24 protein-coding genes are annotated in these 24,545 nt (G+C 67.0%); 14 read left to right on the top strand and 10 right to left on the bottom strand.

The window, feature by feature from the left end; all coding sequences use genetic code 11:
• Positions 1-51: 51 nt before the first annotated feature.
• On the bottom strand, positions 52-981 hold the full coding sequence (locus tag ACI1V7_RS20960) for an alpha/beta fold hydrolase (RefSeq protein WP_404533788.1): 930 nt from the start codon (positions 979-981) through the stop codon (positions 52-54).
• A 131-nt stretch (positions 982-1,112) separates the two neighbouring features.
• On the opposite strand from ACI1V7_RS20960, the gene ACI1V7_RS20955 reads away from it, so the two are divergent.
• The 3 genes from ACI1V7_RS20955 to ACI1V7_RS20945 all read left to right on the top strand — a co-directional run bounded on the left by ACI1V7_RS20955 (position 1,113) and on the right by ACI1V7_RS20945 (position 4,736).
• The gene (locus tag ACI1V7_RS20955) at positions 1,113-2,015 is read left to right on the top strand and encodes a LysR family transcriptional regulator (protein WP_404533787.1); all 903 of its coding nucleotides are present in this window, start codon (positions 1,113-1,115) and stop codon (positions 2,013-2,015) included.
• Between the two features lie 57 nt (positions 2,016-2,072).
• On the top strand, positions 2,073-2,765 hold the full coding sequence (locus ACI1V7_RS20950) for a purine nucleoside phosphorylase YfiH/LACC1 family protein (protein ID WP_404533786.1): 693 nt from the start codon (positions 2,073-2,075) through the stop codon (positions 2,763-2,765).
• A 270-nt stretch (positions 2,766-3,035) separates the two neighbouring features.
• Positions 3,036-4,736 (top strand): glycosyltransferase family 4 protein, encoded by a 1,701-nt coding sequence (locus ACI1V7_RS20945; protein WP_404533785.1) that lies wholly within the window; start codon positions 3,036-3,038, stop codon positions 4,734-4,736.
• A 360-nt stretch (positions 4,737-5,096) separates the two neighbouring features.
• Here the strand turns inward: ACI1V7_RS20945 and ACI1V7_RS20940 are convergent, their stop codons facing one another.
• Positions 5,097-5,312 (bottom strand): hypothetical protein, encoded by a 216-nt coding sequence (locus ACI1V7_RS20940; RefSeq protein ID WP_404533784.1) that lies wholly within the window; start codon positions 5,310-5,312, stop codon positions 5,097-5,099.
• A gap of 113 nt (positions 5,313-5,425) precedes the next feature.
• Between ACI1V7_RS20940 and ACI1V7_RS20935 the strand changes: the two genes are divergently transcribed.
• Together ACI1V7_RS20935 and ACI1V7_RS20930 are read left to right on the top strand one after the other, a co-directional pair.
• On the top strand, positions 5,426-6,709 hold the full coding sequence (locus tag ACI1V7_RS20935) for a transcriptional regulator (protein WP_404533783.1): 1,284 nt from the start codon (positions 5,426-5,428) through the stop codon (positions 6,707-6,709).
• 111 nt (positions 6,710-6,820) lie between these two features.
• Positions 6,821-7,351, top strand: a complete 531-nt coding sequence (locus ACI1V7_RS20930) for a YggT family protein (protein ID WP_404533782.1) — start codon at positions 6,821-6,823, stop codon at positions 7,349-7,351.
• Positions 7,352-7,409: 58 nt separating this feature from the next.
• Here the strand turns inward: ACI1V7_RS20930 and ACI1V7_RS20925 are convergent, their stop codons facing one another.
• The 8 genes from ACI1V7_RS20925 to ACI1V7_RS20890 form a co-directional block, all read right to left on the bottom strand.
• A complete protein-coding gene (locus tag ACI1V7_RS20925; RefSeq protein WP_404533781.1) occupies positions 7,410-8,348 on the bottom strand; it encodes a carbohydrate kinase family protein in 939 nt (312 codons plus the stop codon).
• A 10-nt stretch (positions 8,349-8,358) separates the two neighbouring features.
• The gene (locus ACI1V7_RS20920) at positions 8,359-9,981 is read right to left on the bottom strand and encodes a DUF3426 domain-containing protein (RefSeq protein ID WP_404533780.1); all 1,623 of its coding nucleotides are present in this window, start codon (positions 9,979-9,981) and stop codon (positions 8,359-8,361) included.
• A gap of 3 nt (positions 9,982-9,984) precedes the next feature.
• On the bottom strand, positions 9,985-10,938 hold the full coding sequence (gene prmA, locus ACI1V7_RS20915; RefSeq protein WP_404533779.1) for a 50S ribosomal protein L11 methyltransferase: 954 nt from the start codon (positions 10,936-10,938) through the stop codon (positions 9,985-9,987).
• Positions 10,935-12,347, bottom strand: coding sequence for an acetyl-CoA carboxylase biotin carboxylase subunit (accC, locus tag ACI1V7_RS20910; protein WP_404533778.1), 1,413 nt, complete (start codon positions 12,345-12,347; stop codon positions 10,935-10,937). Before accC ends, prmA begins: the two co-directional genes overlap by 4 nt.
• Before the next feature lie 133 nt (positions 12,348-12,480).
• The gene (gene accB, locus ACI1V7_RS20905; protein ID WP_404533777.1) at positions 12,481-12,948 is read right to left on the bottom strand and encodes an acetyl-CoA carboxylase biotin carboxyl carrier protein; all 468 of its coding nucleotides are present in this window, start codon (positions 12,946-12,948) and stop codon (positions 12,481-12,483) included.
• Between the two features lie 84 nt (positions 12,949-13,032).
• Positions 13,033-13,470 (bottom strand): type II 3-dehydroquinate dehydratase, encoded by a 438-nt coding sequence (aroQ, locus tag ACI1V7_RS20900; RefSeq protein WP_404533776.1) that lies wholly within the window; start codon positions 13,468-13,470, stop codon positions 13,033-13,035.
• A 108-nt stretch (positions 13,471-13,578) separates the two neighbouring features.
• On the bottom strand, positions 13,579-14,133 hold the full coding sequence (locus ACI1V7_RS20895; RefSeq protein WP_404533775.1) for a TlpA family protein disulfide reductase: 555 nt from the start codon (positions 14,131-14,133) through the stop codon (positions 13,579-13,581).
• Between the two features lie 4 nt (positions 14,134-14,137).
• Complete coding sequence (locus ACI1V7_RS20890) at positions 14,138-14,761, bottom strand: hypothetical protein (RefSeq protein WP_404533774.1); 624 nt, start codon at positions 14,759-14,761, stop codon at positions 14,138-14,140.
• A 98-nt stretch (positions 14,762-14,859) separates the two neighbouring features.
• Here ACI1V7_RS20890 and mpl point away from each other — a divergent pair, with 98 nt between their 5' ends.
• The 9 genes from mpl to corA all read left to right on the top strand — a co-directional run bounded on the left by mpl (position 14,860) and on the right by corA (position 24,424).
• Entirely contained in the window at positions 14,860-16,236 is a 1,377-nt protein-coding gene (mpl, locus tag ACI1V7_RS20885) for a UDP-N-acetylmuramate:L-alanyl-gamma-D-glutamyl-meso-diaminopimelate ligase (RefSeq protein WP_404533773.1), read from the top strand.
• Entirely contained in the window at positions 16,233-16,892 is a 660-nt protein-coding gene (locus ACI1V7_RS20880) for a YqiA/YcfP family alpha/beta fold hydrolase (RefSeq protein ID WP_404533772.1), read from the top strand. The genes mpl and ACI1V7_RS20880 overlap by 4 nt, the downstream gene beginning before the upstream one ends.
• Entirely contained in the window at positions 16,889-17,479 is a 591-nt protein-coding gene (locus ACI1V7_RS20875) for a chorismate--pyruvate lyase family protein (RefSeq protein ID WP_404533771.1), read from the top strand. Before ACI1V7_RS20880 ends, ACI1V7_RS20875 begins: the two co-directional genes overlap by 4 nt.
• 1 nt (position 17,480) lies before the next feature.
• Positions 17,481-19,550, top strand: a complete 2,070-nt coding sequence (locus ACI1V7_RS20870) for a ribonuclease catalytic domain-containing protein (RefSeq protein WP_404533770.1) — start codon at positions 17,481-17,483, stop codon at positions 19,548-19,550.
• Positions 19,551-19,812: 262 nt separating this feature from the next.
• Positions 19,813-20,658, top strand: a complete 846-nt coding sequence (locus ACI1V7_RS20865) for a TonB family protein (RefSeq protein WP_404534167.1) — start codon at positions 19,813-19,815, stop codon at positions 20,656-20,658.
• A 156-nt stretch (positions 20,659-20,814) separates the two neighbouring features.
• Positions 20,815-21,636, top strand: a complete 822-nt coding sequence (aroE, locus tag ACI1V7_RS20860; RefSeq protein WP_404533769.1) for a shikimate dehydrogenase — start codon at positions 20,815-20,817, stop codon at positions 21,634-21,636.
• Positions 21,637-21,642: 6 nt separating this feature from the next.
• Positions 21,643-22,395, top strand: coding sequence for a monofunctional biosynthetic peptidoglycan transglycosylase (gene mtgA, locus ACI1V7_RS20855; RefSeq protein ID WP_404533768.1), 753 nt, complete (start codon positions 21,643-21,645; stop codon positions 22,393-22,395).
• A gap of 223 nt (positions 22,396-22,618) precedes the next feature.
• On the top strand, positions 22,619-23,350 hold the full coding sequence (locus ACI1V7_RS20850) for a hypothetical protein (RefSeq protein ID WP_404533767.1): 732 nt from the start codon (positions 22,619-22,621) through the stop codon (positions 23,348-23,350).
• Positions 23,351-23,458: 108 nt separating this feature from the next.
• Entirely contained in the window at positions 23,459-24,424 is a 966-nt protein-coding gene (gene corA / locus ACI1V7_RS20845) for a magnesium/cobalt transporter CorA (protein ID WP_404533766.1), read from the top strand.
• Positions 24,425-24,545 lie beyond the last annotated feature (121 nt).

Raw genomic sequence — 24,545 nt, 5'->3', positions numbered from 1 at the left:
AGATTGGGCCCCTGCCTGCGCAGGGGCGACGGCGTTTACGCTCGTCAGAAACTAATCCAGGAACCCCTGGATCGCCTTCATGGTCGCTTCCGGCGCCTCTTCCATCAGCCAGTGCCCCGCGTCTGGGATCACCACCTCGGTGACGTTGGTGGCCGCATTGCGCATCACCACCGCCTCGTTCGCCCCGAACGACTTCGCCCCGCCGATCGCCAGCACGGGCATCGGCAGCTTGCGGGAGATGGCTTTGGCGTTCACTTCGGCATCCTTGGGAAACGCGAGGAACTGGGCGAATGCCGAGTGCATGGCGCCGGGCCGGGCGTACAGCTTCGCGTAATACACACGGGTGGCTTCGTCGATCTTCTTCGGGTCGCCCGCGAACTCGTTCCAGAAACGGTCCAGGTAGATGCGCTCGCGGCCGGCGACGAGGCGCTCGGCGTCCGGGCCGCCGAACGAGAAATGCCACAGCAGCGGGTTGCGCACCAATTGATCCCACGGCGGCACGCCCGGCACGGGCGCATCCATCACCACCAGGCGCTCGGTCTTGTCCGGGTAGCGCGCCGCGTAGGCGAACGCCACCATCGTGCCGATGTCGTGGCCGACGACGGCGGCCCGGTCGATGCCCAGCTTGTCCAGCACGGCGCGGATGTCGCCGGCCTGCGTCCACTTGTCGTAGCCGCCGGCGGGGTGCGAGGACAGGCCCATGCCGCGCAGGTCGGGCACGACCACCGTGTGCCTGGCCGCCAGCCGCGCCGCCAGCGGCGACCACATCGCTCCCGTGTCGCCGAAGCCGTGCAGCAGCACGACGGCCGGGCCCTGGCCGCCGACCATCACGTGCAGCGTGGCGTCGCCGGACTGGATGGTGCGGGCCTGGAACGATGGCGGGAAGGGCTCGACGGCGGCGGCGGACGGCGCCGCCATGGCGCCGACGATGGCGACGATCATGGCGACGACAAGCGCGGCCGCGGAGAGGAACTTGTGCATGATGGACTCCTTGCCCGGCGGGGGAGGGCCACCTGGCCATCGCTGCCCTTGGGATCGGGTCCAGTATGGTTTAGTATGAATCCGGGCAGTAGTCGGCGGATGCCGCAACAGGATTTCGGAAAAGCCGAACAATGGTGAAGCTCGAAGGCATTGCCACCTTCGTCGCGGTGGCCGAAAGCGGTTCCCTCAGCGAGGTGGCGCGGCGCTTGCGCGTGTCCCGCTCCGTCGTCAGCGAACGCCTGGTCGAACTGGAGCGGGCGCTGGGTACCAGCCTGCTGCAGCGCTCCACCCGCCGGCTGGCGCTGACCGAGGACGGCCTCGCCTTCCTCGAGCGTGCCGTGCGCATCGTGCGCGAGGTGCAGGATGCCGCCGCCGACCTGGCCGAGCGGCGCGGGGAGCTGCGCGGTCCGCTGCGCATCTCCGCGCCCGTGACCTTCGGACGCATGCACCTGGACCCGGCCCTGTATCCCTTCCTGGCGCGCCATCCCGGGATCCTCCTGACGCTGGACCTGGACGACCGCCGCGTCGATGCCGGCGCCGACGGTTTCGATGCCGTCATCCGCCACGGCCCGATCGCCGACCGCTACCTGGTGGCGTGGCGGATCGGCGCGAGCCGGCGCGTGCTGGTGGCCGCGCCCGCCTACCTGGCGCGTCACGGCACCCCGCGCTCGCTGGAGGAGCTGGACGGCCACCGCGGCATCTACTACCTGCACCGCGGCGTGGCCGACTGGCGCTTCGCGCAGGCGGACGGCATGCGCATCGTGCGCGGCCAGCCCGGCCTCGTGCTCAACAACGGCGACATGATGCGCGATGCCGCCATCGCCGGCCTGGGGATCGCGCTGCTGCCGCGCTTCATCGCGGGCGCCGCGCTGGCCGCCGGCACGCTGCACGCGATCGACGTCGGCGTCGAGGCCGAGCAGGAACACTTATATATAGCGCACGCCGACGGGCAGCATCCGTCCGCCAAGCTGCGCGCGCTGGCCGCGTGGCTGAAGGATGCCTTCGGCAGCCCGCCATACTGGGACACCCTGTAACGTTCCGGACACGAGTCGCATGCTATCCTCGCTCGCATCCTCCGAACGTCCCTCGCCATGCTCGCCAGTCCGCTCCTCCAGCTTCCCGCCGTCGTGCACGGCTTCGGCACGCGCCACGACGACATGGCCGCGCTGTGGCCGGAATACTGGCCGCGCCGCCCCATCCAGCACGAGCGCCACGGTACCCGCATCGCCGTCGTGACGCGGGCGGGCGAGGATTGCGGCGAAGCCGATGGCATGCTCACCGACCGGCCCGGCCTGCTGCTGGCGATCGCCACCGCCGATTGCGTGCCCGTCCTGCTGGCCCGCCGCGACGGGCGCGAAGTGGCGGCGCTGCACGCCGGCTGGCGCGGTGCCCATGCCGGCATCGTGGCTGCCTTCGCCGACCTGGTGCGCGCACGCGGCGGCGATCCCGGCGACTGGGTGGCCGCGATCGGGCCGGCCGCGCATCCCTGCTGCTACGAGGTGGGGCAGGAGGTGATCGAGGGTTTCGTCGCGCGCTGGGGGCTCGATCCGCAACTGGTCGCGCCGCGCCTGGCCGACGGCCTGCGCCATCTGGACCTGCCGGCCATCGTCCTGCACCAGCTGCGCGCCATCGGCGTGCACGCGGTGGCAGGCCGGACCGAGTGCACGATGTGCCACGCACGCGCCGACGGCAGCTTTGCCTTCCACAGCTACCGCCGCGACCGCGAGACGCGCACGCCGATCGTCGACGTGCAATGGTCGGCGATCGCGATCGAGACAGCCTGAATCCACGGGCGAAACGACGCGGCGCATGGGGCGCGTGGCACGCCGCGACCGCGACGTCGCGCAAGCGTTCGCACGATTTCTCGCGTGCCTCGCGCCACGCGCGTGATAGTGAGGCTATCATGCGCTCAATTCGAACACGATCGCGGATCGGCGCGATGATCGGCCCGATCATCCAACGATGCGCTGCCGATTCGCCGAGACCCGACCGATGCCCGCCATGACCCGAGTCCTCTTCATCCACCAGCAGCTGCCGGCCCCGAAGGCGTCCGTATGAGCTGGCCGATGGCCGAGCGCTTCGCGCTGCACTTCGTCGCCGATGCTTACGCGGTCGACGGTCCGCGCCCGACGGGACGCCACAGCGCGGGCGCCGGCCTGGTGCGCGCGATCGCCGAGGCCGCGGACGTGCGCGCGGTTGGCTGTTTCGCCGCCGGCAGCGCCCATGCGCAGGAATGCGAGCGCATGCTGCGCAGCCACGGCTGCCGCGCCGAGGTCGTGCACATCGCCCAGGGCCGGCCGCAGGACATCGCGCCGTTCGGCACGCTGTACCAGCCGGCACCGGCGCTTGATCGCCTGGCCTGGCGCCGCCTCGGCGTGGGCGAGCGCAGCTACAGCCTGTGCGGCGTCACGCATGCCACCGCCAGCCACGCCGTGATGACGGCGATCGCGGGCCTGCTAGTGGCGCCGCTGCGCAGCTGGGACGCGCTGGTGTGCACGTCGCGCGTCGTGCGCGACAGCGTGCGCGAGGTGATCGAACGCCAGGCCGACTACCTGCGCGCGCGCCTCGGCGCCCAGCGCTTCGAGCTGCCGCAGCTGCCACTGATCCCGCTCGGCGTGCATTGCCGCGACTTCGCGCCGGACGAAGCGCGCCGCGCGGACGTGCGCCGGCGCCTGGGCATCGGCCTCGACGACGTCGCCTTCCTGTCCCTCGGCCGCCTGTCCTTCCACGCCAAGGCCCATCCGCAGCAGATGTTCGCGGCGCTCGAACGGGCTGCCCTCGCGCAAGCCGCCACGGACCGGCGCCAGGTGCACCTGCTCCTGTGCGGCTGGTTCGCCAACGAAGGGATCGAGAAGGCCTTCCGCGAGGGCGCCGCGGCGCTGTGCCCGTCGGTGCGCCTGACGGTGCTGGACGGCCGCGTGCCCGAGCTGCAACGCGACGCCTGGGCCGCCGCCGACGTGTTTACCGCGCTCGCCGACAGCGTGCAGGAGACCTTTGGCCAAGCGCCCGTCGAGGCGATGGCGGCCGGCCTGCCGTGCGTGGTCAGCGACTGGAACGGCTACCGCGACACGGTGCGCGACGGCGTGGACGGCTATCGCATTCCCACCTTGATGCCCGGCGCAGGCGCCGGACTTGATCTCGCGCAGCGTTACGACGATGGCGTGGACAGCTACGACATGTATTGCGGTCATACCAGCCAGGCGGTGGCGCTCGACGGCGCGCTGCTGGCGCAGGCCTACGCGCGCCTGACCGCGGATGCGGCGCTGCGCCGCGAACTCGGCGCGAATGCGCGCCTGCGCGCGCAGCAGGAATTCGACTGGGGCGTCGTGCTCGCGCGCTACCGCATGCTGTGGAGCGAGCTCGATGAGCGCCGCCGCGCCGATGCCGTGCTGGCGCCGCCGCTGCCCGCGCCGGTGCCGGACCGGCTCGATCCCTTCGCCTTGTTCGCGACGTATCCGAGCATGCAGATCACGCCGTTGTCGCTGGTTGAACTGGCGGGCGACGCATCGCTGGCACTGGTGCGCGAGTACCGCGAGCTCGCATTGAACCGCTTCACTGTTGCGTCCTTGCCGACGCTGGAAGAATTCGGGCAGATCTTCGGTTCGATCGGATCGCGCCCGATGCAGGTCGACGAATTGCTCGACGCGCTCGGTCCCTGCGACCGCCCGGCGTTGCTGCGCGGTCTGGCCTGGCTCGCGAAAATGGACTTGCTGCGGATTCGCGCGGCGGGATCGGAAAACGCAGGAAGCCTTTAAATAAAGGCCGTATTCGAAGAATTGCAGATAAACACCGCGCCCATAAAAGGATGTTTAGCGGACGCGAAATGGACGTAGTTTGAAATGCGCATCGATGTGCGCGCTTGTTTCTGGAGACCGAGCCGAACGCATAAAGAATCAAACGCGATCGCGGCGATCGTACGAAATCGAGAAGCCGTTGGTTATCCCTCGCGAAAAGGGCACGAAAAATACCGTGTGCGGGTTGCGCACTGACAAGGTTTTCGTGTACTTTACGTGATTGAATTTGTCAAAACGTGAAGAGTGCGAATTCCGCAATTTTTTCAGGCTGGATTCACGGTCCGAACGGGAAGCAAATCCGATCAAAAATGGGGCGCTGATTCATTGAGTATGCATGTGAGCTTCGCGAAAAGAACAAGCCGCATTGCCTGAATAAATCTCGGGCATGGCGGCTTTTTCTTTTCGCATCTCACCGATGCAGCGATGTGGACAGTGCAGCGAACCACCGAACTCCAGTCGTTCGGTCGTCGGCGACGACGATGGCTGAAGTGCTGCAGACTTGAGGAGTTGCAGCAGTTCAGCTGGTGCCGGATTCATTGACGCAAACACCGCGTTTGCGCCGATGAATAATTCGCCCGACCAAGCAGACCGGGTTGGACGGGTTCAAACCTTGTAGCGTATTTTCTCATCGCAGAGAAGGAGAATTTAAAATGGCAACAGCCGCAAAGAAACCAGCAGCAAAGCCGGCCGCAAAAGCAGCCGCCAAACCGGCAGCAAAAGCAGCCGCTGAAAAAACCGTCGCGAAAAAAGCGGTAGCCGCCAAGCCGGCCGCCAAGGCCGCGGCAAAACCGGCAGCAAAACCTGCAGCCAAGCCGGCAGCAAAGAAAGCCGCCGCCACCAAGACCGCCGCCAAGTCGACCGCGACCAAAACCGCCGCCAAGCCGGTAGCGAAGAAAGCCGCCACGACCAAATCGGCCGCTACCAAGACCGCCGCCAAATCGACCGCAAGCAAGTCGACCGCCACCAAGTCGACCGCCAGCAAATCGGCCGCCAAGCCGGTAGCGAAGAAGACCACCGCCACCAAGTCGACCGCAGCAAAATCGACCGCAGCGAAGAAGACCACCGCGACCAAGACCGCCGCCAAGCCGGCAGCCAAGAAGTCGACCGCCGCCAAGTCGACCACCAAGCCGGTAGCGAAGAAAGCCGCGACCAAGTCGACCGCCGCCAAGTCGACCGCAGCGAAGAAGACCACCGCGACCAAGACCGCCGCCAAGTCGACCACCAAGTCGACCGCAAGCAAGTCGACCGCCAAGCCGGCAGCCAAGAAGTCGACCGCCGCCAAGTCGACCGCCAAGTCGACCGCCAGCAAATCGACCGCCAAGCCGGCAGCCAAGAAATCGACCGCCGCCAAGTCGACCACCAAGTCGACCGCCAGCAAGTCGGCCGCCAAGCCGGTAGCGAAGAAAGCCGCGACCAAGTCGACCGCTACCAAGTCGACCGCCGCCAAGTCGGCCGCAGCGAAGAAGACCACCGCAACCAAGACCGCTGCCAAGGCTCCGGCCAAGACCGCCGCCAAGTCGACCGCGACCAAGACTGCAGCGACCAAGACCGCCGCCAAGGCGCCGGCCAAGACCGCTGCGAAGTCGACCGCCGCCAAGTCGACCGCCACCAAGACCGCCGCTGCCAAGGCTCCGGCCACCAAGACCGCCGCGACCAAGACCGCTGCGACCAAGACCGTAGCCGCCAAGGCGACCCCGGCTGCCAAGACCGCCGCCAAGCCGGCCGCCAAGAAAGCCGCCGCGCCGAGGGCCGAAGCGAAAGCCGACACCAAGCCGGAAGTGAAGTCGGACGCCAAGTCGGACACCAAGGCCGACGCCAAGGCCGACAGCAAGGCCGACGGCAAGGACAGCGCCGCCCAGCCGGCCGCTGCACCGGCCGCCAAGTCCGTGATCGCGCCGGCCGCATGGCCGTTCCCGACCAGCAGCCGTCCGTAAGCCGTATTTCGCTGCGTTTTTTGCCTCACGTTTCTTCAGGGTGAGGCAAAATACCGCTGTGTGGGGCCTGTTTCGAGGCGCCGCACGGCGGTTTTTTTTTAAGGAGTCCTTGTGCTGCCCATTCTTCAGTTGATCGTCGATACCGTGGCCAGTGTGCTGGGCGGCGTCTTGCTGCTGCGCTTCTGGATGCAGGTGATCCGCGTGCGCCCGCCCGCATCGATCGCGCAATTCACCTTTACCTTGTCCGACTGGCTGGTGCGCCCGCTGCGCCGCATCGTGCCGGGCATGGGCGGTTACGACTGGGCCAGCCTGATCGGTGCTTTCCTGGTGGTGCTGGTGGCCAGCTCGGTCCTGCTGCTGGGCGGTGCGAGCGGGCAGGGCGTCGTGCTGTTCGCGATCTTCCGCTTCCTGAACTGGATCCTGTACGGCTTCATGGGCCTGCTGATCGTCGAGGTGATCTTCAGCTGGATCAATCCGCATGCGCCGCTGGCGCCGTTCGTCCGCGCCCTCAACGAGCCGCTGCTGCGTCCCCTGCGCCGCGTGATCCCGCCGCTGGGCGGCCTCGACATCACGGTGCTGGTGGCCTTCATCCTGTTGCAGATCGCGCAGTATGTGCTGCGCCAGCTGTTCGCATTCCACTGAAGAGCGGAATCGTCACGGAAGGCCCGCACCTTGCATGCGGGCCTTTTTCATTGTCCCGTTAGTACTTGTAGCCGAACGCCGCCTCGAAGCGCTGCGCGATCTCCTGCGCCGTGAAGACGTGGTTCTGCGCGCCCTGGTGGGCGATCTTGATGGCGCCGATGACGCTGGCCAGGCGGCCCGTGGTCGGCCAGTCCAGGTCGTTCGCGATGCCGTACAACAGGCCGGCGCGGTAGGCGTCGCCGCAGCCGGTCGGGTCGACGACCTGCTCGGCCTGCACCGCCGGGATCTTGTGGTGCTCGCCCTTGGCGTAGATGTCCGAGCCGTGCTCGCCGCGCGTGACGATCAGCGCGTCCAGGCGCGCCGCGATGTCCTGCAACGACAGGCCGGTGCGGTCCATCACCATCTCGAATTCGTAGTCGTTGCAGGCCAGGTAGGTGGCTTGCTCGATGAAGGTCAGCAGTTCTTCGCCGTTGAACATCGGCAGCTGCTGGCCCGGGTCGAAGATGAAGGGCACGCCGCGCTCGGCGCAGTCGCGCGCGTGCTTGATCATGCCGTCGCGGCCGTCCGGGGAGATGATCGCGACGCGCAGCGGCAGGTAGTCGCCCAGGCTGTTCTCGTGCGAATGCTGCATCGCGCCCGGGTGGAAGGCGTTGATCTGGTTGTTGTCCAGGTCGGCCGTGACGAAGCACTGGGCCGTGTAGGCGCTGTCGATGGTGCGGATGGCATTCGTGGCCAGGCCCTGCTTTTCCATGCGATCGAGGTAGTCGCCGCCGTCCTGGCCGATGGTGCCCATGATCAGCGGGTCGCCGCCCAGCATCTTGAGGTTGTACGCGATGTTGACGGCGCAGCCGCCGTATTCGGTGCGCAGGGTCGGCACCAGGAACGATACGTTCACGCGGTGCAGCTGGTCGGCCAGCAGGGTTTCGCCGAAGCGGCCGTGGTATTGCATGATCTTGTCGAAGGCGATCGAGCCGCAGATCAGCGAAGTCTTGTTCATGGTTGAAGCCTCAGGGATAGAAAACGAAGAGGTGGTAATCGGAGGGCGTCACGTCGCGCAGGGCGAAGTGCAGGCGCACCGGCTGCTCCGAACGCGCGGCGAAGCCCGCATCCGGCGCCGTGCCGCGCGGCAGGTATTCGGCCGGCGTGAACACGCGGCGCAGCACGGGCTTGTTGTCGTCGTCGGTCAGCTCCAGCTCGATGCTGGGCCAGGCCTGCACCAGGTTGCCCTGGTTGCGCAGCAGGGTATGCAGAGAATAGGTGCCCGGCCCCAGCGTGGCCAGTTCCCCCGTCTCGATGGCGAGATTGTCGACCTGGGCCGGCAGCGCGACGCGGCAGCCCAGCAGCGCGCAGGCGCCTTCCAGCACGGGCTTGAGCGCGGGGCTGCGCGCGGCCAGCACGTTGCGCCAGGTCGTCACGCCCTGGGCCAGCAGCGCGAGCAGCAGCACGGCGCTGCCGGCGCCCAGCAGGACGCGGCGCGTCCGGCCGGAACGTTCCAGGCGCCGGCTGCGCTTGACGAATTCCGGCTCGTCCACGTCGTCGTGCGGCACGCGCAGGCGCGGCGGCTCGATCTTCGTGGGCGTCAGCCGGGAGCGGCGCGTACGCGCTTCCGTGGCCTTGGCGCGGGCCGAGCGCGGCGGCGCCGGCGTGGCGACGGCGGCGGTGTCGTCGACGGCCGAGGCGCGCAGCGGCAGGGCGGCCGGCGGGATGTCGGGGAGTGGTGGCGGCGCGGGCGCCGGTGCGGGCTCCGGCTCCGGCTGCGCTTCCAGCAGCTCCGGCTCCAGCGCGTGCTCGTCGTCGGGCAGCGCCTGCGCCACGAGTTCCTCGTCCACCGGCATCCCGAAGCTCGGTTCGATGCGGTTCGGCGGCGCGTAGCCGTGCACCGGCATGGAGTCCGGCACCGGTTCCGGCGCGGCCTGCCGCTGCTCTTGTTCAGGCTCTTGCTCTTGCTCGGGCGCCGGCGCAGCTTCCGGCTCCATGGCCGGCTCCACGACTGCATCCAGGACGGATGCAGGCTGCGCCACCACGTCCTGCAGCGGCTCGTACAGCGGTTCCAGCTGCGGCTCGATCCGGTCGGCGGGCGCATACGTCGGCGCGCCGGCGTCCGCATCGGCGGCAGGCGTCTGTTCCGGCGCCAGCGAGGCGATCGGCGGCGGCGCTTCGGCGACCGCGGCGGCGGCGGCATCGGGCCGGACGTCGCCGGCGTGCGCCGCGTCTTCGCGATCCTTGTCGGCGCCGCCGTCTTCGGGCGTGCTGCGGGATGCGGTACGCCATACCTGCGGGCGGCCGGGCGCGAACGGCGCGGCCGCGGCCTGCATCGGCTGGGAGCTTACGGGGTGGCTATCCGGCTCGTGCTCGTGCCGGGAAGGCGGCAGCGACGGTGCCGGCTCCGGCAGGATGCCGGGCAAATCGAAGGGGTGGCCGAGGTCGGCCGCATGGACCGCTTCTTCAGCGGGAGGAGGAGCGGCAGGCGCCGGCGCGGGGGCCGGCGGCTGCAGGTCGACCAGGTGGGCGCTGCCGTCGAAGATGCGCTGGCAGGCGCCGCAGCGGACGATGCCGCCGCGGAGCTTGAGCTGGTCCGAGGCGACCCGGAACGTGGTGTGGCAATGGGGGCACCGGGTGGCGAGCGCCATGCCTTATTTGCCGCCGTTGCTACCGTCGCGTGCCGGCGGCGCGCTGGCGGCGCCGCGCTGGCCGTGCAGGGCAACCCAGCCGTCGTGCTCGGCCCAGACGCCTAGCTTGATGAACGGCGCGTAGGCGGCCGCCACTTCCTCGGCCTGGCGCGCCAGCACGCCCGACAGGATCAGGGAGCCGCCTTCGGCCACGCGGCCCGACAGCATCGGCGCCATCAGCTTCAGGGGGCTGGACAGGATGTTGGCCACCACGGTGTCGAACTGCACGCCGCCGTGCGCCGAGGCGACGAAGTCGTCCGGCACGTAGAAGTCGATCTCGCAGGCGTTGCGTTCGGCATTCAGCTTCGCCGATTCGATGGCCTGCTCGTCGATGTCCACGCCGACGACGCTGCCCGCGTCCAGCTTCTTGGCGACCATGGCCAGGATGCCGGAGCCGCAGCCGTAGTCCAGCACGGTCTTGCCCGGCTTCGGATGGGCTTCCAGCCACTCCATGCACAGGCGCGTGGTCGGGTGGCTGCCGGTGCCGAAGGCCAGGCCCGGATCGACTTCGAGGATCAGCGCGTCCGGATCCGGTGCCTCGTGCCAGCTCGGCACGACCCAGATGTTTTTGCCGATGTGGATGGGCTCGAACTGCGATTGCGTCAGGCGCACCCAGTCGGCGTCCGCGACGGCGCGGGTGGAGAACTTCGGGGCCTGCGCGAGGCCGGCGATGGCGGCGGCCTGGGCCACGATGGCGGCCTGGTCGTCGCCTTCGTCGGTCAGCGCGACGACGCGGCTATGGTCCCAGGCGGCCTGCTCGGGCACCATGCCCGGCTCGCCGAACAGGGGCTTCTCGTCGGCCGTGCCTTCGTCCGCGTCTTCCACCGAGACCGACAGCGCGCCCGCTTCCATCAGGGCGTCCGACAGCCCTTCGGCGTGCTCGCGTGCGATCTCGATGATGACTTCGGTCCAGCTCATTGATCTGCCTTTGCGTCTGCCTTGGTGTCGGATTTGGCGCCCAGCGCGCCATCCTTCGGCAGGTCCGGCTTGTGGGCCAGCTTCTGCTCCAGGTAGTGGATGTTGGTGCCGCCTTCGATGAAGCGGGCGTCGACCATCAGTTCGCGGTGCAGCGGGATATTGGTGAGGATACCCTCGACCACCATTTCCGACAACGCGATCTGCATGCGGCGGATCGCCTGCTCGCGGGTGGCGCCGTAGGCGATGACCTTGCCGACCATCGAATCGTAGTGCGGCGGCACGTAATAGCCGGCGTAGGCGTGCGAATCGACGCGGATGCCGGGGCCGCCCGGCGGATGCCAGCCGGTGATGCGGCCCGGCGACGGGGTGAACTTGAACGGATCCTCGGCATTGATGCGGCACTCGATCGCGTGGCCCGACAGCATGATGTCGCGCTGGCGGAAGCGCAGCTTCTCGCCGCAGGCGATGCGGATCTGTTCCTGCACGATGTCGATGCCGGTGATCATTTCGGTGACCGGGTGCTCGACCTGCACGCGGGTGTTCATCTCGATGAAGTAGAACTCGCCGTTCTCGTACAGGAATTCGAAGGTGCCGGCGCCGCGGTAGCCGATCTTGCGGCAGGCTTCGGCGCAGCGGTCGCCGATCTTCTCGATCAGCTTGCGCGGGATGCCCGGCGCCGGCGCTTCCTCGATCACCTTCTGGTGGCGGCGCTGCATCGAGCAGTCGCGCTCGCCCAGCCAGACGGCCTGCTTGTGCTCGTCGGCCAGCACCTGGATTTCCACGTGGCGCGGATTCTCCAGGTACTTCTCCATATAGACTTCCGGATTGCCGAACGCGGTGCCGGCTTCCGTCTTGGTCATGGCCACGGCGTTGAGCAGCGCGGCCTCGGTGTGCACCACGCGCATGCCACGCCCGCCGCCGCCGCCGGCCGCCTTGATGATGACCGGGTAGCCGACCTTGCGGGCGGTCTGGATGATTTCCTTCGGATCGTCGGACAGGGCGCCGTCCGAACCCGGCACGCAGGGCACGCCGGCACGGATCATGGCCTGCTTGGCCGAGACCTTGTCGCCCATCATGCGGATCGAGTCCGGACGCGGGCCGATGAACACGAATCCCGATTTCTCGACGCGCTCGGCGAAGTCGGCGTTTTCCGACAGGAAGCCGTAGCCCGGGTGGATCGCTTCGGCATCGGTCACTTCGGCGGCGCTGATGATCGCCGGCATGCTCAGGTAGCTTTGCGCCGATTGCGCCGGGCCGATGCAGACGGATTCGTCGGCCAGCTTCACGTACTTGGCGTCCTTGTCGGCTTCGGAGTGCACGACGACCGTCTTGATGCCCATTTCGCGGCAGGCGCGCTGGATACGCAACGCGATTTCACCACGGTTGGCGATGAGGATTTTTTCAAACATGGTAAGTTCGGTGTTTCTGTGAGTGCCCGGCCGGGTCGGCCGGGGAACGACATGGATCGGTGGTGCCGAAGGACAGAAGTCCGGAGACATCCATCCGGAAGTCTCCGGACTTCTGTCCGTAGCGAGGAGTGAATTAACCGATCACGAACAGCGGCTGGCCGAATTCGACAGGCTGGCCGTTTTCCACCAGGATCTTGGTGACGGTGCCGGAGATGTCGGCATCGATTTCGTTCAGGAGCTTCATCGCTTCGATGATGCACAGGGTGTCGCCTTCCTTGACGGTCGAGCCGACTTCGATGAAGGCCGGCGCGCCCGGGGCGGACGAACGGTAGAAGGTGCCGACCATCGGCGATTTGACGACGTGGCCGGTCGGTTCGGCCGGGGCGGCCGGGGCGGCGGCTGCGGCCGGCGCCGGGGCGGCGCTCACGGCCGGTGCCGAGAATTGCTGCACGCCTTGCTGCGGCACCATCATCACCTGGTTTTGCGGGATTGCCGAGGACTTGACGATACGTACCTTGCTTTCGCCTTCGGTGACTTCGAGTTCAGCGATGTCCGATTCGGCGACGAGGTCGATCAATGTCTTGAGTTTTCTTAGATCCATGTGAAACCCCTTGGAATTATTTGTTTGTGAGTATGCGGCGTGAGGTGATGCACAATCCGCAAGGATGCGTGAAGTTGACGTAGATTAACGCTGTTTCAGCGCAAAGTCGATGGCAAAGCGATATCCATCAGCTCCCAGTCCGCAGATCACGCCTTGCGCTTTCTCGGACAAAAACGAATGGTGCCGGAACTCCTCACGCTTGTGTATATTAGAGATGTGCACTTCCACGAACGGAATGTCCACGCTCGAGAACGCATCGCGCAGCGACACGCTCGTATGGGCCAGGCCACCCGGGTTGATCACGATCGCGTCCACGCCCTCCGTCTTTGCTGCATGGATACGGTCGATCAAGGCGCCTTCATGGTTACTCTGGAAGCAGGCGAGGCTGGCGCCTGCGGCGGCGGCCTGGGCCTGGGCCGCCTGCTCGATGTCGGCCAGCGTCGTCGAGCCGTACACTGCAGGCTCGCGCGTCCCCAGCAAATTCAGGTTGGGGCCGTTGAGCAGCAGGAGCTTGTTCGCCATGTTGTAACCGTCTGTTTTGCCCGAAAGACAGGCATTTTGCCGCCAACATTACGGGTTGGCAAGCGATAAAAAGCAGTGTAAAGGGAAGTGAACGACCGTTTGTCAAGCTCACAGCTTGGCCAGGTCGGCGCGCAGTTGATCGAATTTCAACTTGCCCAGGTAAGTCTTCTTCACCTGCCCATCTGCGCCGATCAGCACCGTATAAGGCAGGCCGCCGTTGGCATTGCCCAGGCCGCGCGCCAGGTCAGTGGCGCCCATGCCGCCCACATACAGCGGATAGGAAATCTTGATCTTCTTGGCGAATTCGGCGAGGTTCGTCGGCGAATCGATGCCGATGCCGATCACGTTGAAGCGCTTGCCGCCATCCTTGGCGGCCAGCTCGGACAGTTCCGGCATCTCGGACACGCAGGGCGCGCACCACGAGGCCCAGAAGTTCACCAGCAGCGGCTTGCCCTTCCATTGGGACAGTGCCTGCGGCTTGCCCGACAGGTCGTTCAGCGATTGCGCATACAGGTTCGCCGCCGCCGTGTGGGCGCGGCCGTCGGTCGGCGCGTAGGTGGTCGTCAGCGGTCCCTTCGCTTCCTGCCTGACGCCGGCGATGGCGCCCAGCACGGTGAAGGCAGCAGCGAGGATGGCGTAGCCCGCCAGTTTTTTCTTGTTCATGGGTTCAAGCCTGTTTTTCTTCGTTGTTCATCAGGGTGCGCAAGCCGGCCGCATCGACCCGCTGGGCGCGTCCGTCGGCACGCGGCTTCAGGGCGCCGCGCAAGTCGTTCATCTCGTACAGCTCGGCGTGCACGGTTTCCTTCTTCCACGTAAAACTCACCACCTCCACGGGATCGTGGCGCCCGCCCTTGAAGTGCGGGACTTCCGCGATGTCGAGGTCGACGTTGCGGTTGAGCAGCCAGATCTCGACTTCCTTGGCGCTGTCCGCGAACAGCTGCAAATGGATGTCGTCATGCTCGCCGGCCGTGCCATTCAATACCGCGCCCGTCAGGTAGGGCCGGAACTCGGCCAGTTCCTCCATGACGTCGATCGCGGCCCGGCGCAGGCGCTGCAGGCGCGCGGTGCGGGCCGGATTGTCGAACAGCGCCTGGTAGCGGCGCACCTCGTCCTCGACCTGGATATTGTCGGGCAGGTAATTCGGGGAGGGCCGGTCGACGCCGAGCACCTGGCGCGCCGCCTTGGCCTTGGCCGTGTGATAGTCGGCGCCATCCTGGGCAATCATGCGGGCCGCCGTTGCGGCTATGCGCGAGCGCAAAGTCTGGAGGTCATCATTTGGATTAGGCATCATGTCCGAGATCATACTCTTGAACGGAAAATGGCATCGCGTCGGGTAGAATCGCGTATTCATTTGCTTTACAGCGCTACTTACTGAGCGATTCCCGAACAATGCACATCCATATCCTCGGCATCTGCGGCACCTTCATGGGCGGACTCGCTGTCCTGGCGAAGGAGGCCGGCCACCGTGTCACCGGTTGCGACGCCAACGTCTATCCCCCGATGAGCACCCAGCTCGAAGCCCAGGGTATCGAGCTGATCCAGGGCTACGGTCCGGAACAGGTGAGCCTGAATCCCGATTTGTACGTGATCGGCAATGTGATGACGCGCGGTAATCCGCTGGTCGAGGAAATCCTGAACCGCGGCCTGCGTTATGTATCGGGTCCGCAATGGATCGGCGATCATATTCTGCGCGACAAATGGGTATTGGCCGTGGCCGGTACGCACGGCAAGACGACGACCACGTCGATGCTTGCCTGGATCCTGGAAGACGCCGGCTACGCGCCCGGCTTCCTGATCGGCGGCGTGCCGATGAACTTCGGCGTGTCGGCCAGGCTGCAGGGCGACAAGGACAGCGACTTCTTCGTCATCGAGGCGGACGAGTACGACACGGCCTTCTTCGACAAGCGCTCGAAGTTCGTGCACTACCATGCCAAGACCGCCGTCCTGAACAACCTGGAATACGATCACGCCGACATCTTCCCCGATATCGGTGCCATCGAAACCCAATTCCACCACCTGGTGCGCACCGTGCCGGGCGTGGGCCGCCTCGTCGTGAACGGCGACGAAGCCTCGCTGGGCCGCGTGCTCAAGCGCGGCTGCTGGAGCGACAAGGAAACCTTCGGCGCCTCCGACGGCACCGACTGGAGCCTCGTCGAGCATCCGGGTGGCGCCAGCTTCGACGTCCTGTTCAAGGGAGAGCAGCAGGGTACCGTGCACTGGGACCTGACCGGCAAGCACAACCGCAGCAATGCGCTGGCCGCCATCGCCGCCGCCCGCCACGTGGGCGTGCCGCCCGCCCAGGCGATCGAATCGCTGGCACGCTTCCAGAGCGTCAAGCGGCGCATGGAAGTGCGCGGCACCGTGGGTGGCGTCACCGTCTACGACGACTTCGCCCACCATCCGACGGCCATCGCGACGACTGTGGGCGGATTGCGCCAGAAGATCGGCACGACGGGCAGGATTCTGGCCGTGCTCGAGCCGCGCTCGAACACGATGAAGCTGGGCGCGATGAAGGATGCGCTGCCGGGCAGCCTGAAGGATGCCGACCTCGTGTTCGGCTTCGGCAGCCAGCAGGCGCTGGGCTGGTCGCTGGGCGACGCGCTGAAGCCGCTGGGCACCATCGCCCACAGCTTCGACCAGCTCGACTACCTGGTGCAGGCCGTCGTCCAGGCCGCCCAGCCGGGCGACCACATCCTCGTGATGAGCAATGGCGGCTTCGGCGGCGTGCACCAGAAGCTGCTGGATGCGCTGGCTGCGAAGGCATGAGCGCGACGCCGCCTATTCAGCACGTGCCCGTTGGGAACGGGCACATTCTGTACCTGCACGGCTTCCGCTCGTCGCCGCGTTCCTGCAAGGCGCGCGTCGTGCAGCAGCGCATGGAGCGCGCCGGCCGCGCCCACGACCTGACCTGTCCGCAACTGCCGGCGTCGCCGCAGGCGGCCATGGAGCTCGTGCTGGGCCTCGTCGAACGCCACCGTGACAGGCTGGCGATCATCGGTTCCTCGCTGGGCGGCTTCTACGCGACCTGGCTGGCCGAACGCTTCGGTTGCCGCGCCGCGCTGCTGAACCCGGCCGTCGATCCGCTGTCGCGGCTGGAACAGCACGTGGGCACGACGACGGCTTGGCATTCGGACGAGCCGTTCGAGTTCAAGCAGGAATACATCGGGGAGCTGGCGGCGTTGAAAATCGACCGCATCACCGATCCTCAGCGCTATTTCCTGTTGGCCGCGACGGGCGACGAGGTGCTCGATTACCGTGACATGGTCGCGCACTATGCGGGCGCGCACCAGCACGTCATCGACGGCAGCGACCATGCGATCTCGGAATTCGAGCGCTATGTCGACGAGGTACTGGCATTCTGCGGCATCGACACCAACGAGCAACCCGAACGAGGCGCCGCCGGATCGGAACGGGGAAGGTGAGGCCGGCCTCGCTGCGCCGGGCCCGCTGGTTCGCGCATCCGGACGGCGTGCATGCGCCGGCGCCGATGCGCGACTGGCTGACGACGGAAGGTTCGCTGACGGCGCGCCTGGTGGCGAGCAGCAACCACTTCCGCGTGCAGAAGCTGCGCCAGGCCGGCAACGTCTGCCTGGCCGACGAGACGGCGGCCATCGGGTTGCCGCGCCCGCTGCGCGTGTGGGAGCGCGACGTGCTGCTGCGCTGCGACGGCCGTCCCGTCGTGTACGGCCACACGGTGGTGCCGCTTTCCGCCACGGCCAGCGACTGGCCGCTGTTTTCCACGCTGGGCGAGCGTTCGCTCGGCACCACGCTGTTCTACGATCCGCTGGTGGAGCGTGGCCAGCTCGCCTTCGCCAGGATCCGTCCGGGCCATCCGCTGCGCACGCGCATGCGCGCCGCCTTGCTGGCGAACGATGTGTCGTTCGCCGCGGATGCCGATTATTTTGCCCGGCGCTGCGTCTATCGCCGCCGTCAAGGCCTGCTGCTGGTCACCGAGGTATTCTTGCCCGCGGTGCTGAAGCTGGCCTGTACATCAACCAAGTCCAAATAAGATGAACGTATTTTTCGAAGAGTCCGGCGATTTCAAGGTCGGCACCGTGCTGTCGCAAGCGGGAGAGGCTTACCAGGTCGAAATGCCGAGCGGGAAGCGTACCAAGGTCAAGTCCAAGGATGTGATGCTGCAGTTCGACAAGCCGGATCCGGCCGCGCTGCTGGACCAGGCCAAGGCGATTGCCGCGGACGTGGATCTCGAATTCCTGTGGGAAGTCGCGGGCGAGGACGAGTTCGGCTTCACGGAACTGGGCGCCGAATACTTCGGCCACGCCCCGCTGCCGGCGGAAGCGGCCGGCCTCGTGCTGGCCCTGCACGGCGCCCCCATCTATTTCTATAAAAAAGGACGCGGGCGCTACAAGGCGGCGCCGGAACAGTCGCTGCGCGCGGCGCTGGCCGGCATCGAAAAGAAGAAGCAGCAAGCCATCGTCCAGGCCTCGTATGTCGAGGAATTGAAGGCGGGCCGGCTGCCCGCGTCGATGCAGCCGCTGGTGCAGCAGCTGCTGTTCAAGCCGGACAAGAACAGCATCGAATTCAAGGCGCTGGACACGGCCGCCAGCGAACTGCAGACCACGCCGCAACGGCTGATGCTGTCCACGGGCGGCGTCGCGTCCGCCAAGGACCTGCACATGTCGCGCTTCCTGTTCGAGCACTTCCCGCGCGGCGCCGGCTTCCCGCCCGTGACGGTCCCGGCGGCGCCAGGCGACCTGCCGCTGGCCAAGGTGGCCGCGTTCTCGATCGACGACGTGACCACCACCGAAATCGACGATGCGTTCTCCGTCGAGGAACTGGACGACGGCACCGTGCGCGTGGGCATCCACATCGCGGCGCCGGGCCTGGGCATCCGTCCGGACGACGCCATCGACAAGATCGCGCGCGCGCGCATGTCGACCGTCTACATGCCGGGCGACAAGATCACGATGCTGCCGGACGAGGTCGTCAATGCGTTCACGCTGGCCGAGGGCAACGATTGCCCGGCGCTGTCGCTGTACGCCGTGCTGAACCGCGACGACTGGTCCGTCATCTCGACCGAGACCCGCGCCGAGCGCGTGCCGATCAAGAACAACCTGCGCCACAACGACCTGGACGAGCTCGTCAACGAGGACACGCTGGCCAGCGGAGAAGGCGAGTATCCGCACAAGGCCGAGCTGGGCCTGCTGTGGAAGTGGGCCCTGACGCTGGAAGCGGGCCGCATGCAGAAGCGCGAAGCCTTCGGCCTGAAGCCCGAGCAGGCGAACCGTGTCGACTTCAATTTCTATGTCGAGGACGACGTCGTCACCATCGTGCGCCGCAAGCGCGGCGCGCCGCTGGACAAGATCGTGGCCGAGCTGATGATCTTCGCCAACAGCACCTGGGGCAAGCTGCTGCACGACTGCGGCGTGCCGGGCATCTACCGTTCCCAGGGACCGGGCGCCGGCGGCTGGGCCGCCAAGATGCAGGTGCGCATGGTCACCCACGCGGCGCCGCACCAGGGCCTGGGCGTCGACCAGTACGCCTGGAGCACGTCGCCGCTGCGCCGCTACACGGACCTCGTCAACCAGTGGCAGATCCTGGCCTGCGCCAGCAACGGCGTCACGGCGCCGCTGGTCGCGCCGTTCAAGCACCGCGACGCGACGCTGTTCTCGATCGTCTCCGCCTTCGACGCCGCCTACTCGGCCTATAACGACTTCCAGCAGAACATGGAACGCTACTGGTGCCTGCGCTGGCTGGGCCAGGAACACGCCAAGCAGGTCGATGCCGTGGTGCTGAAGGACGAGGTGCTGCGCCTGGTCGAGATCCCGCTGGTGATCCGCCTGCCGGGCATGCCCCAGGTGGCGCGCGGCGCCCAGGTGCGCCTGGACATCGTGCGCTGGGACGAGGTCGACCTGGCGCTCGAAGCGCGCCTGCTCGAAGTGGCCGCCGTGGCGCCGGAAGGGGCGGAACTCGACCTGGAAGAAGAGGAAGAGGGCACGGACACGGGCGAAGCGGCGGCGACGGAAAGCGCGGAAGCGGAGGGCAGCGTCACCGTGGTCGATCCGGAGACGCAGACGGACGTGCCGGCGGCGCCGGCCGATCCGCAGACGGCGGCCTGACGCGTCGGATGTCGTCCCCGCGCAGGCGGGGATCCGATGTGCGTGCCGGCACCTTGCGGGGGCCGTCCACGTACTGTTGATAATCCGTTAATCGATCTTGAAACTGCGTCGGTCTTGAAACTGCGGCAATCCCATGTTGCATGCAAGACCGATACTTTCCCGCGCGCCTCGCACACGGCGCGTAGCGCACGGTAGAATGGGGAGTTATACCAACCGTCCCACCCCGCAGCGCGTGAACAGCCTTCGCCACAACCGTCCCCTGATGATCGCCATCGCCTGTTCGGTGCTGGCGCATGCCTGCCTGCTGGCGGTCCGCTTCGCCGCGCCGGACACGTTCCGGCTGCAGCCGGCCGACCCCGGACTGGAAGTCATCCTCGTCAACGCCAAGCACCAGCGCGCGCCCCTGAAGGCGGAGGCGCTGGCCCAGGCCAACCTCGACGGCGGCGGCAAGGCCGACGCGGGACGGGCCCAGTCGCCGCTGCCGGACCTGCGCAAGGTCGAAGACGGCGACAGCATCAAGGCGCTGCAGCGCCGCATCGCCGAGTTGGAAAAGCAGCAGAAGAACATGCTGACGCGCACCCGCACCTCGGACTTCAACACGGCGCCCAGCGCCGAGCAGGCCAGGCCGGACCCGCGCCGCACGGGCGCCGACGACGTCGATTCCGCCAAGGCCATCGCGCGCATGACGGCCGAGATCACCCAGCGCATCAACGACGAGAACAAGCGCCCGCGCAAGACCTTCATCAGCCCCAGCACGCGCGAAGTCGGCTACGCCATGTACTACAAGGCGATGCAAAAGCGCGTCGAGGAGACGGGCACGCTGAACTTCCCCCAGCAGAACGGCAAGAAGCTGTATGGGGAACTGGTCGTGTACATCCCGATCTTCCAGGACGGCAGCATCTACGAGAAGGAGGGCGGCCCGCGCATCGAGCGCAGCTCCGGCAACCCGGCGCTGGACCGCGCCGCGCTCGCGATCGTGCGCCGCGCGGCGCCGTTCGGCAAGTTTCCGGCGAATATGCGCTCGTCGGACAAGGACGATTTGTGGATCGTGATCACCCGCTTCCGGTTCACGCGCGAGGAAACGCTGCAGGCGGAATTGCGTGGGTAGGAAGCATCCACCACGTCGTTCCAGCGATAATCCACGTCGTCCCCGCGCCAAACCACGTCGTCCCCGCGTAGGCGGGGACCCAAGTTGGCCGGCGCAGTCGACGCGCTTGCGATATTGGATCCCCGCCTGCGCGGGGACGACGGTAACGAATTGACCATGACAGACAAATACTGCGTGATCGGGAACCCGATCGCCCACAGCAAATCGCCCGAGATCCACGCCGCCTTCGCGGCGCAGACGGGGCAGGACATCGCTTATGAACGCCGCCTGGCGCCGCTGGACGGCTTCGCGCAGACCGTGCGCGAACTCGTGGCGGCGGGCTACAGGGGCGCCAACGTCACCGTGCCGTTCAAGCTGGAAGCGGCGGCCATCGCCACCCGGCTGGAGCAGCGCGCGCGCCTGGCCGGCGCCGTGAACACGTTGCGCTTCGAACGCGGCGAGATCGTCGGCGACAACACGGACGGCCCGGGCCTGGTCGCGGACATCGTGCGCAATGCCGGCGTGCCGCTGGCGGGCAAGCGCGTGCTGCTGCTGGGGGCGGGCGGGGCCGCGCGCGGCGTCATCCTGCCGTTCCTGGAGCAGGGGCCGGCCGCCATCGTCATCGCCAACCGCACGCCCGCCACGGCCGATGCGCTGGTCGCCCATTTCGCGGGCCATGCGGCGCCGGGGCAGGTGACGGCGTGCGGCTTTGAAGACATCGAAGGCCCGTTCGACGTGGTCGTGAACGCCACGTCGGCGAGCCTGGCGGCCGCCATGCCGCCGGTGCCGGCCGCCGCTTTTTGCCAAGGCACGCTGGCATTGGATATGATGTACGGAAAAGCGCCGAGCCCGTTCATGGCATTCGCCGCCTGCCATGGCGCGGCGGCCCGCGACGGCCTGGGCATGCTGGTCGAGCAGGCTGCGGAAGCCTTCGCCGGCTGGCGCGGCGTGCGGCCGGAAACCATGGCCGTCCTCGAACGGATGCGCTCCACCTTATAACGACCTATGCTCGATGCGCTCAAGGCTGCGGCCACCGCGAAACCCAAGTCCAGACCGAAGGCGAAGGCCGGCGGGCGGCGCTGGCTGAAATGGCTCGTCCTCGGCCCGATACTGGCCGTGCTGCTGGTGCAGCTGTACTTCTTCCTGATGGTTTGTTGGTGGACGCAGTTCGATCCCTCGTCGACCAGCATGATGCGCCAGCAGTTGTCCGCGCTGCGCGAACAGAATCCGGACGCGAAGCTGGAACACGCCTGGGTGCCCTACAACCGCATCTCGAACCACCTGAAGCGCGCCGTGATCGCCTCCGAGGACGGCAACTTCCTCGCCCACGACGGCGTCGACTGGGATGCGTTGGAGCGCGCGTACGAGCGCAACAACAAGCGCCACAAGGTCGTCGGCGGCGGCTCGACCATCACCCAGCAGCTGGCCAAGAACCTGTTCCTGTCCGGCTCGCGCAACTACCTGCGCAAGGGCCAGGAACTGGTCATCGCCTACATGCTGGAAGCGGTGATGAGCAAGCAGCGCATCCTCGAGATCTACCTGAACGTGGTGGAATTCGGCCGCGGCGTGTTCGGCGCCGAGGCGGCCGCGCGCCACTACTACCGCACGGCGGCCGCCAACCTGACCCCGTCCCAGGCCGCGCGCCTGGCCGTGATGCTGCCGAACCCGCGCTACTACGACCGCCACCGCGACACCAACTACCTGGCGCGCCGCACGGCGATCATCCAGCGCCGCATGAACGCCGCCGAACTGCCCTGAATCCGCCCCTGAATTCGGGGTCAGAGCACATTATTTGTAAAATTCGGGGTCAGAGCACATAGTGGATTCCGGTGTCTGCGCTGCATTTCGCCGCCGGCTCTCCGGCTTGAGCACGAAACCGTTGCGTAAGCGCCGAAAGAGTTCGAACAGGCCATTTCCACAAAAAGTGCTCTGACCCCGAATATGCGAAAAATCGGGACCTGACCCCGAAGTGAGGAAATAGATGGACAGATTGGATGCGGAATTGACCAGGCTGTATCAGCCCCTGCACGGCGACGCGGTGCGCGGCATCGCCATCCCGTTCCGCAAGGCGGCGGGCGGGGAGGCGCGGCATTGGGACGATCTGTGCGCGATCGCCAACGCGCTGCAGGCGGACTACGGCTTCCCGGCGCCGGCCGTGAGCGTCGCCGCGCGCGGCGGCTACGTCCTGTGGCTGTCGCTGGAGGAGGCCGTGCCCGTCGAGGAGGCGCGCACGTTCGTGCGGCTGCTGGGGCGCGCCCATCCGGACATGCTGCTGGCGGCCGACGACGTCGGCATGCCGGTCGACCTGCCGCCGCACCTGGATGCCGCCACCGGCACCTGGTCCGCCTTCATCCACCCGGGCATGGGCGCCTCCTTCGCCGACGAATCGGGCCTGGACATGCCGCCGCCCGCGGCCGGCCAGCTGGGCTTCGTCGACGGCCTGGAGCGCATCGCGCCGGCACGGTTCCAGGCGGCGCTGGCGGCGCTGCGCGCGACCCATGGCGCTGCTCCGGTGACCGCGCCGGTGACTGCCCTCGCAGCGCCACCCGCCCCGCCCACGGCCCCCGCCGCCACGCAGCCCGGCGCCATCCCGGACGGCCTGCTGCTCAAGGACGCCACGCTGGAAGACATCGTCCGCTTCCTGCACGCGAAGCACATCGAGCCCACCTTCCGCCACCTGATCCCGCCGCCCCGGGGCGGGTTTGGCGAATAAACGTCGGCCAGCCCGCGTGCCGCCCTGCGAAATGTCGTTTTGGGGTGGCCGCGTCCGGTCCTTGCTAGTACACTTGCGCTGTTTCCGAATCCGGCCCAGAAAGAGCGCATGATCAACGTATTTGTCCTACAAAATGGCCGACTGAACCAGGTACCGATCGCTTCGCGCGCCGATCTGGAGAACGTAGAGGCAGTCTGGGTCGACCTGAACGATCCCACCGACGAAGAACGCGCCTGGGTCAAGGCCAAGTACGACGTCGTCCTGCCGGGCGAGGACGAGGTCTCGGACATCGAGGCATCCGCGCGCTACTACGAGGGCGAGAACGGCGACCTGCACCTGCGCACGGACTTCCTGCGCGAGGAAGAGGACGGGCCGTCGCGGATCGTCACCGTCGCCTTCATCCTGTCGAAGAAGGTGCTGTTCTCCGTCCACGTCGACGACCTGCCCGTATTCCGCCTCGTGCGCCTGCGCGCGCGCTCGCGTCCCGGCTCGATCGAGGACTACATGGACGTGCTGCTCGACCTGTACGCGACCGACGCCGAATACTCGGCCGACGCGCTCGAAGGCATCTACGAGAGCCTGGAAGCGGTGAGCCAGCGCGTGCTGCAGAAGGAATTCACCGACCAGGACGCGGCCGCCGCGCTGAATGCGATCGCCCACGAGGAAGACTTGAACGGCCGCATCCGCCGCAACATGATGGATACGCGCCGTGCCGTCAGTTTCCTGATGCGCGGCCGCCTGCTGAACTCGGAACAGTTCGACGAGGCGCGCCAGATCCTGCGCGACATCGAATCGCTGGACAACCACACGTCCTTCCTGTTCGACAAGGTGAACTTCCTGATGGACGCCACCGTCGGCTTCATCAACATCAACCAGAACAAGATCATCAAGATCTTTTCGGTGGCCTCGGTCGCCTTCCTGCCGCCGACCCTCATCGCCAGCATCTACGGCATGAACTTCGAATTCCTGCCCGAACTCCACTGGAAATTCGGCTACGGCTGGTCGCTGTCGCTGATGGTCATCAGCGCCATCGCGCCCTTCCTGTACTTCCGCCACCGCGGCTGGCTCAAATAAGCATTTCGTCGCCGGCCCCGCGCGGCCGGTGATGCGTTTACTCCACAATTCCCCCGATCTCGCCGCGCACAGATGCGCAAATATGCCCGCCAGCTGTTGACATGTAAATGAGAATTGTTAT

It is taken from the genome of Massilia paldalensis, from assembly GCF_044901715.1.
GTDB lineage: Bacteria > Pseudomonadota > Gammaproteobacteria > Burkholderiales > Burkholderiaceae_D > Telluria > Telluria paldalensis.
Note: the sequence above shows the minus strand (reverse complement) of the source record. Positions and strands in the feature narration are given on the sequence as shown.

Coding starts and splice junctions, on each gene's coding strand:
- ACI1V7_RS20960 (WP_404533788.1), bottom strand. CDS start 981: ATGCACAAGTTCCTCTCCGCGGCCGCGCTTGTCGTCGCCATGATCGTC.
- ACI1V7_RS20955 (WP_404533787.1), top strand. CDS start 1,113: ATGGTGAAGCTCGAAGGCATTGCCACCTTCGTCGCGGTGGCCGAAAGC.
- ACI1V7_RS20950 (WP_404533786.1), top strand. CDS start 2,073: ATGCTCGCCAGTCCGCTCCTCCAGCTTCCCGCCGTCGTGCACGGCTTC.
- ACI1V7_RS20945 (WP_404533785.1), top strand. CDS start 3,036: ATGAGCTGGCCGATGGCCGAGCGCTTCGCGCTGCACTTCGTCGCCGAT.
- ACI1V7_RS20940 (WP_404533784.1), bottom strand. CDS start 5,312: ATGAATCCGGCACCAGCTGAACTGCTGCAACTCCTCAAGTCTGCAGCA.
- ACI1V7_RS20935 (WP_404533783.1), top strand. CDS start 5,426: ATGGCAACAGCCGCAAAGAAACCAGCAGCAAAGCCGGCCGCAAAAGCA.
- ACI1V7_RS20925 (WP_404533781.1), bottom strand. CDS start 8,348: ATGAACAAGACTTCGCTGATCTGCGGCTCGATCGCCTTCGACAAGATC.
- ACI1V7_RS20920 (WP_404533780.1), bottom strand. CDS start 9,981: ATGGCGCTCGCCACCCGGTGCCCCCATTGCCACACCACGTTCCGGGTC.
- prmA (WP_404533779.1), bottom strand. CDS start 10,938: ATGAGCTGGACCGAAGTCATCATCGAGATCGCACGCGAGCACGCCGAA.
- accC (WP_404533778.1), bottom strand. CDS start 12,347: ATGTTTGAAAAAATCCTCATCGCCAACCGTGGTGAAATCGCGTTGCGT.
- accB (WP_404533777.1), bottom strand. CDS start 12,948: ATGGATCTAAGAAAACTCAAGACATTGATCGACCTCGTCGCCGAATCG.
- aroQ (WP_404533776.1), bottom strand. CDS start 13,470: ATGGCGAACAAGCTCCTGCTGCTCAACGGCCCCAACCTGAATTTGCTG.
- ACI1V7_RS20895 (WP_404533775.1), bottom strand. CDS start 14,133: ATGAACAAGAAAAAACTGGCGGGCTACGCCATCCTCGCTGCTGCCTTC.
- ACI1V7_RS20890 (WP_404533774.1), bottom strand. CDS start 14,761: ATGATGCCTAATCCAAATGATGACCTCCAGACTTTGCGCTCGCGCATA.
- mpl (WP_404533773.1), top strand. CDS start 14,860: ATGCACATCCATATCCTCGGCATCTGCGGCACCTTCATGGGCGGACTC.
- ACI1V7_RS20880 (WP_404533772.1), top strand. CDS start 16,233: ATGAGCGCGACGCCGCCTATTCAGCACGTGCCCGTTGGGAACGGGCAC.
- ACI1V7_RS20870 (WP_404533770.1), top strand. CDS start 17,481: ATGAACGTATTTTTCGAAGAGTCCGGCGATTTCAAGGTCGGCACCGTG.
- ACI1V7_RS20865 (WP_404534167.1), top strand. CDS start 19,813: ATGATCGCCATCGCCTGTTCGGTGCTGGCGCATGCCTGCCTGCTGGCG.
- aroE (WP_404533769.1), top strand. CDS start 20,815: ATGACAGACAAATACTGCGTGATCGGGAACCCGATCGCCCACAGCAAA.
- mtgA (WP_404533768.1), top strand. CDS start 21,643: ATGCTCGATGCGCTCAAGGCTGCGGCCACCGCGAAACCCAAGTCCAGA.
- ACI1V7_RS20850 (WP_404533767.1), top strand. CDS start 22,619: ATGGACAGATTGGATGCGGAATTGACCAGGCTGTATCAGCCCCTGCAC.
- corA (WP_404533766.1), top strand. CDS start 23,459: ATGATCAACGTATTTGTCCTACAAAATGGCCGACTGAACCAGGTACCG.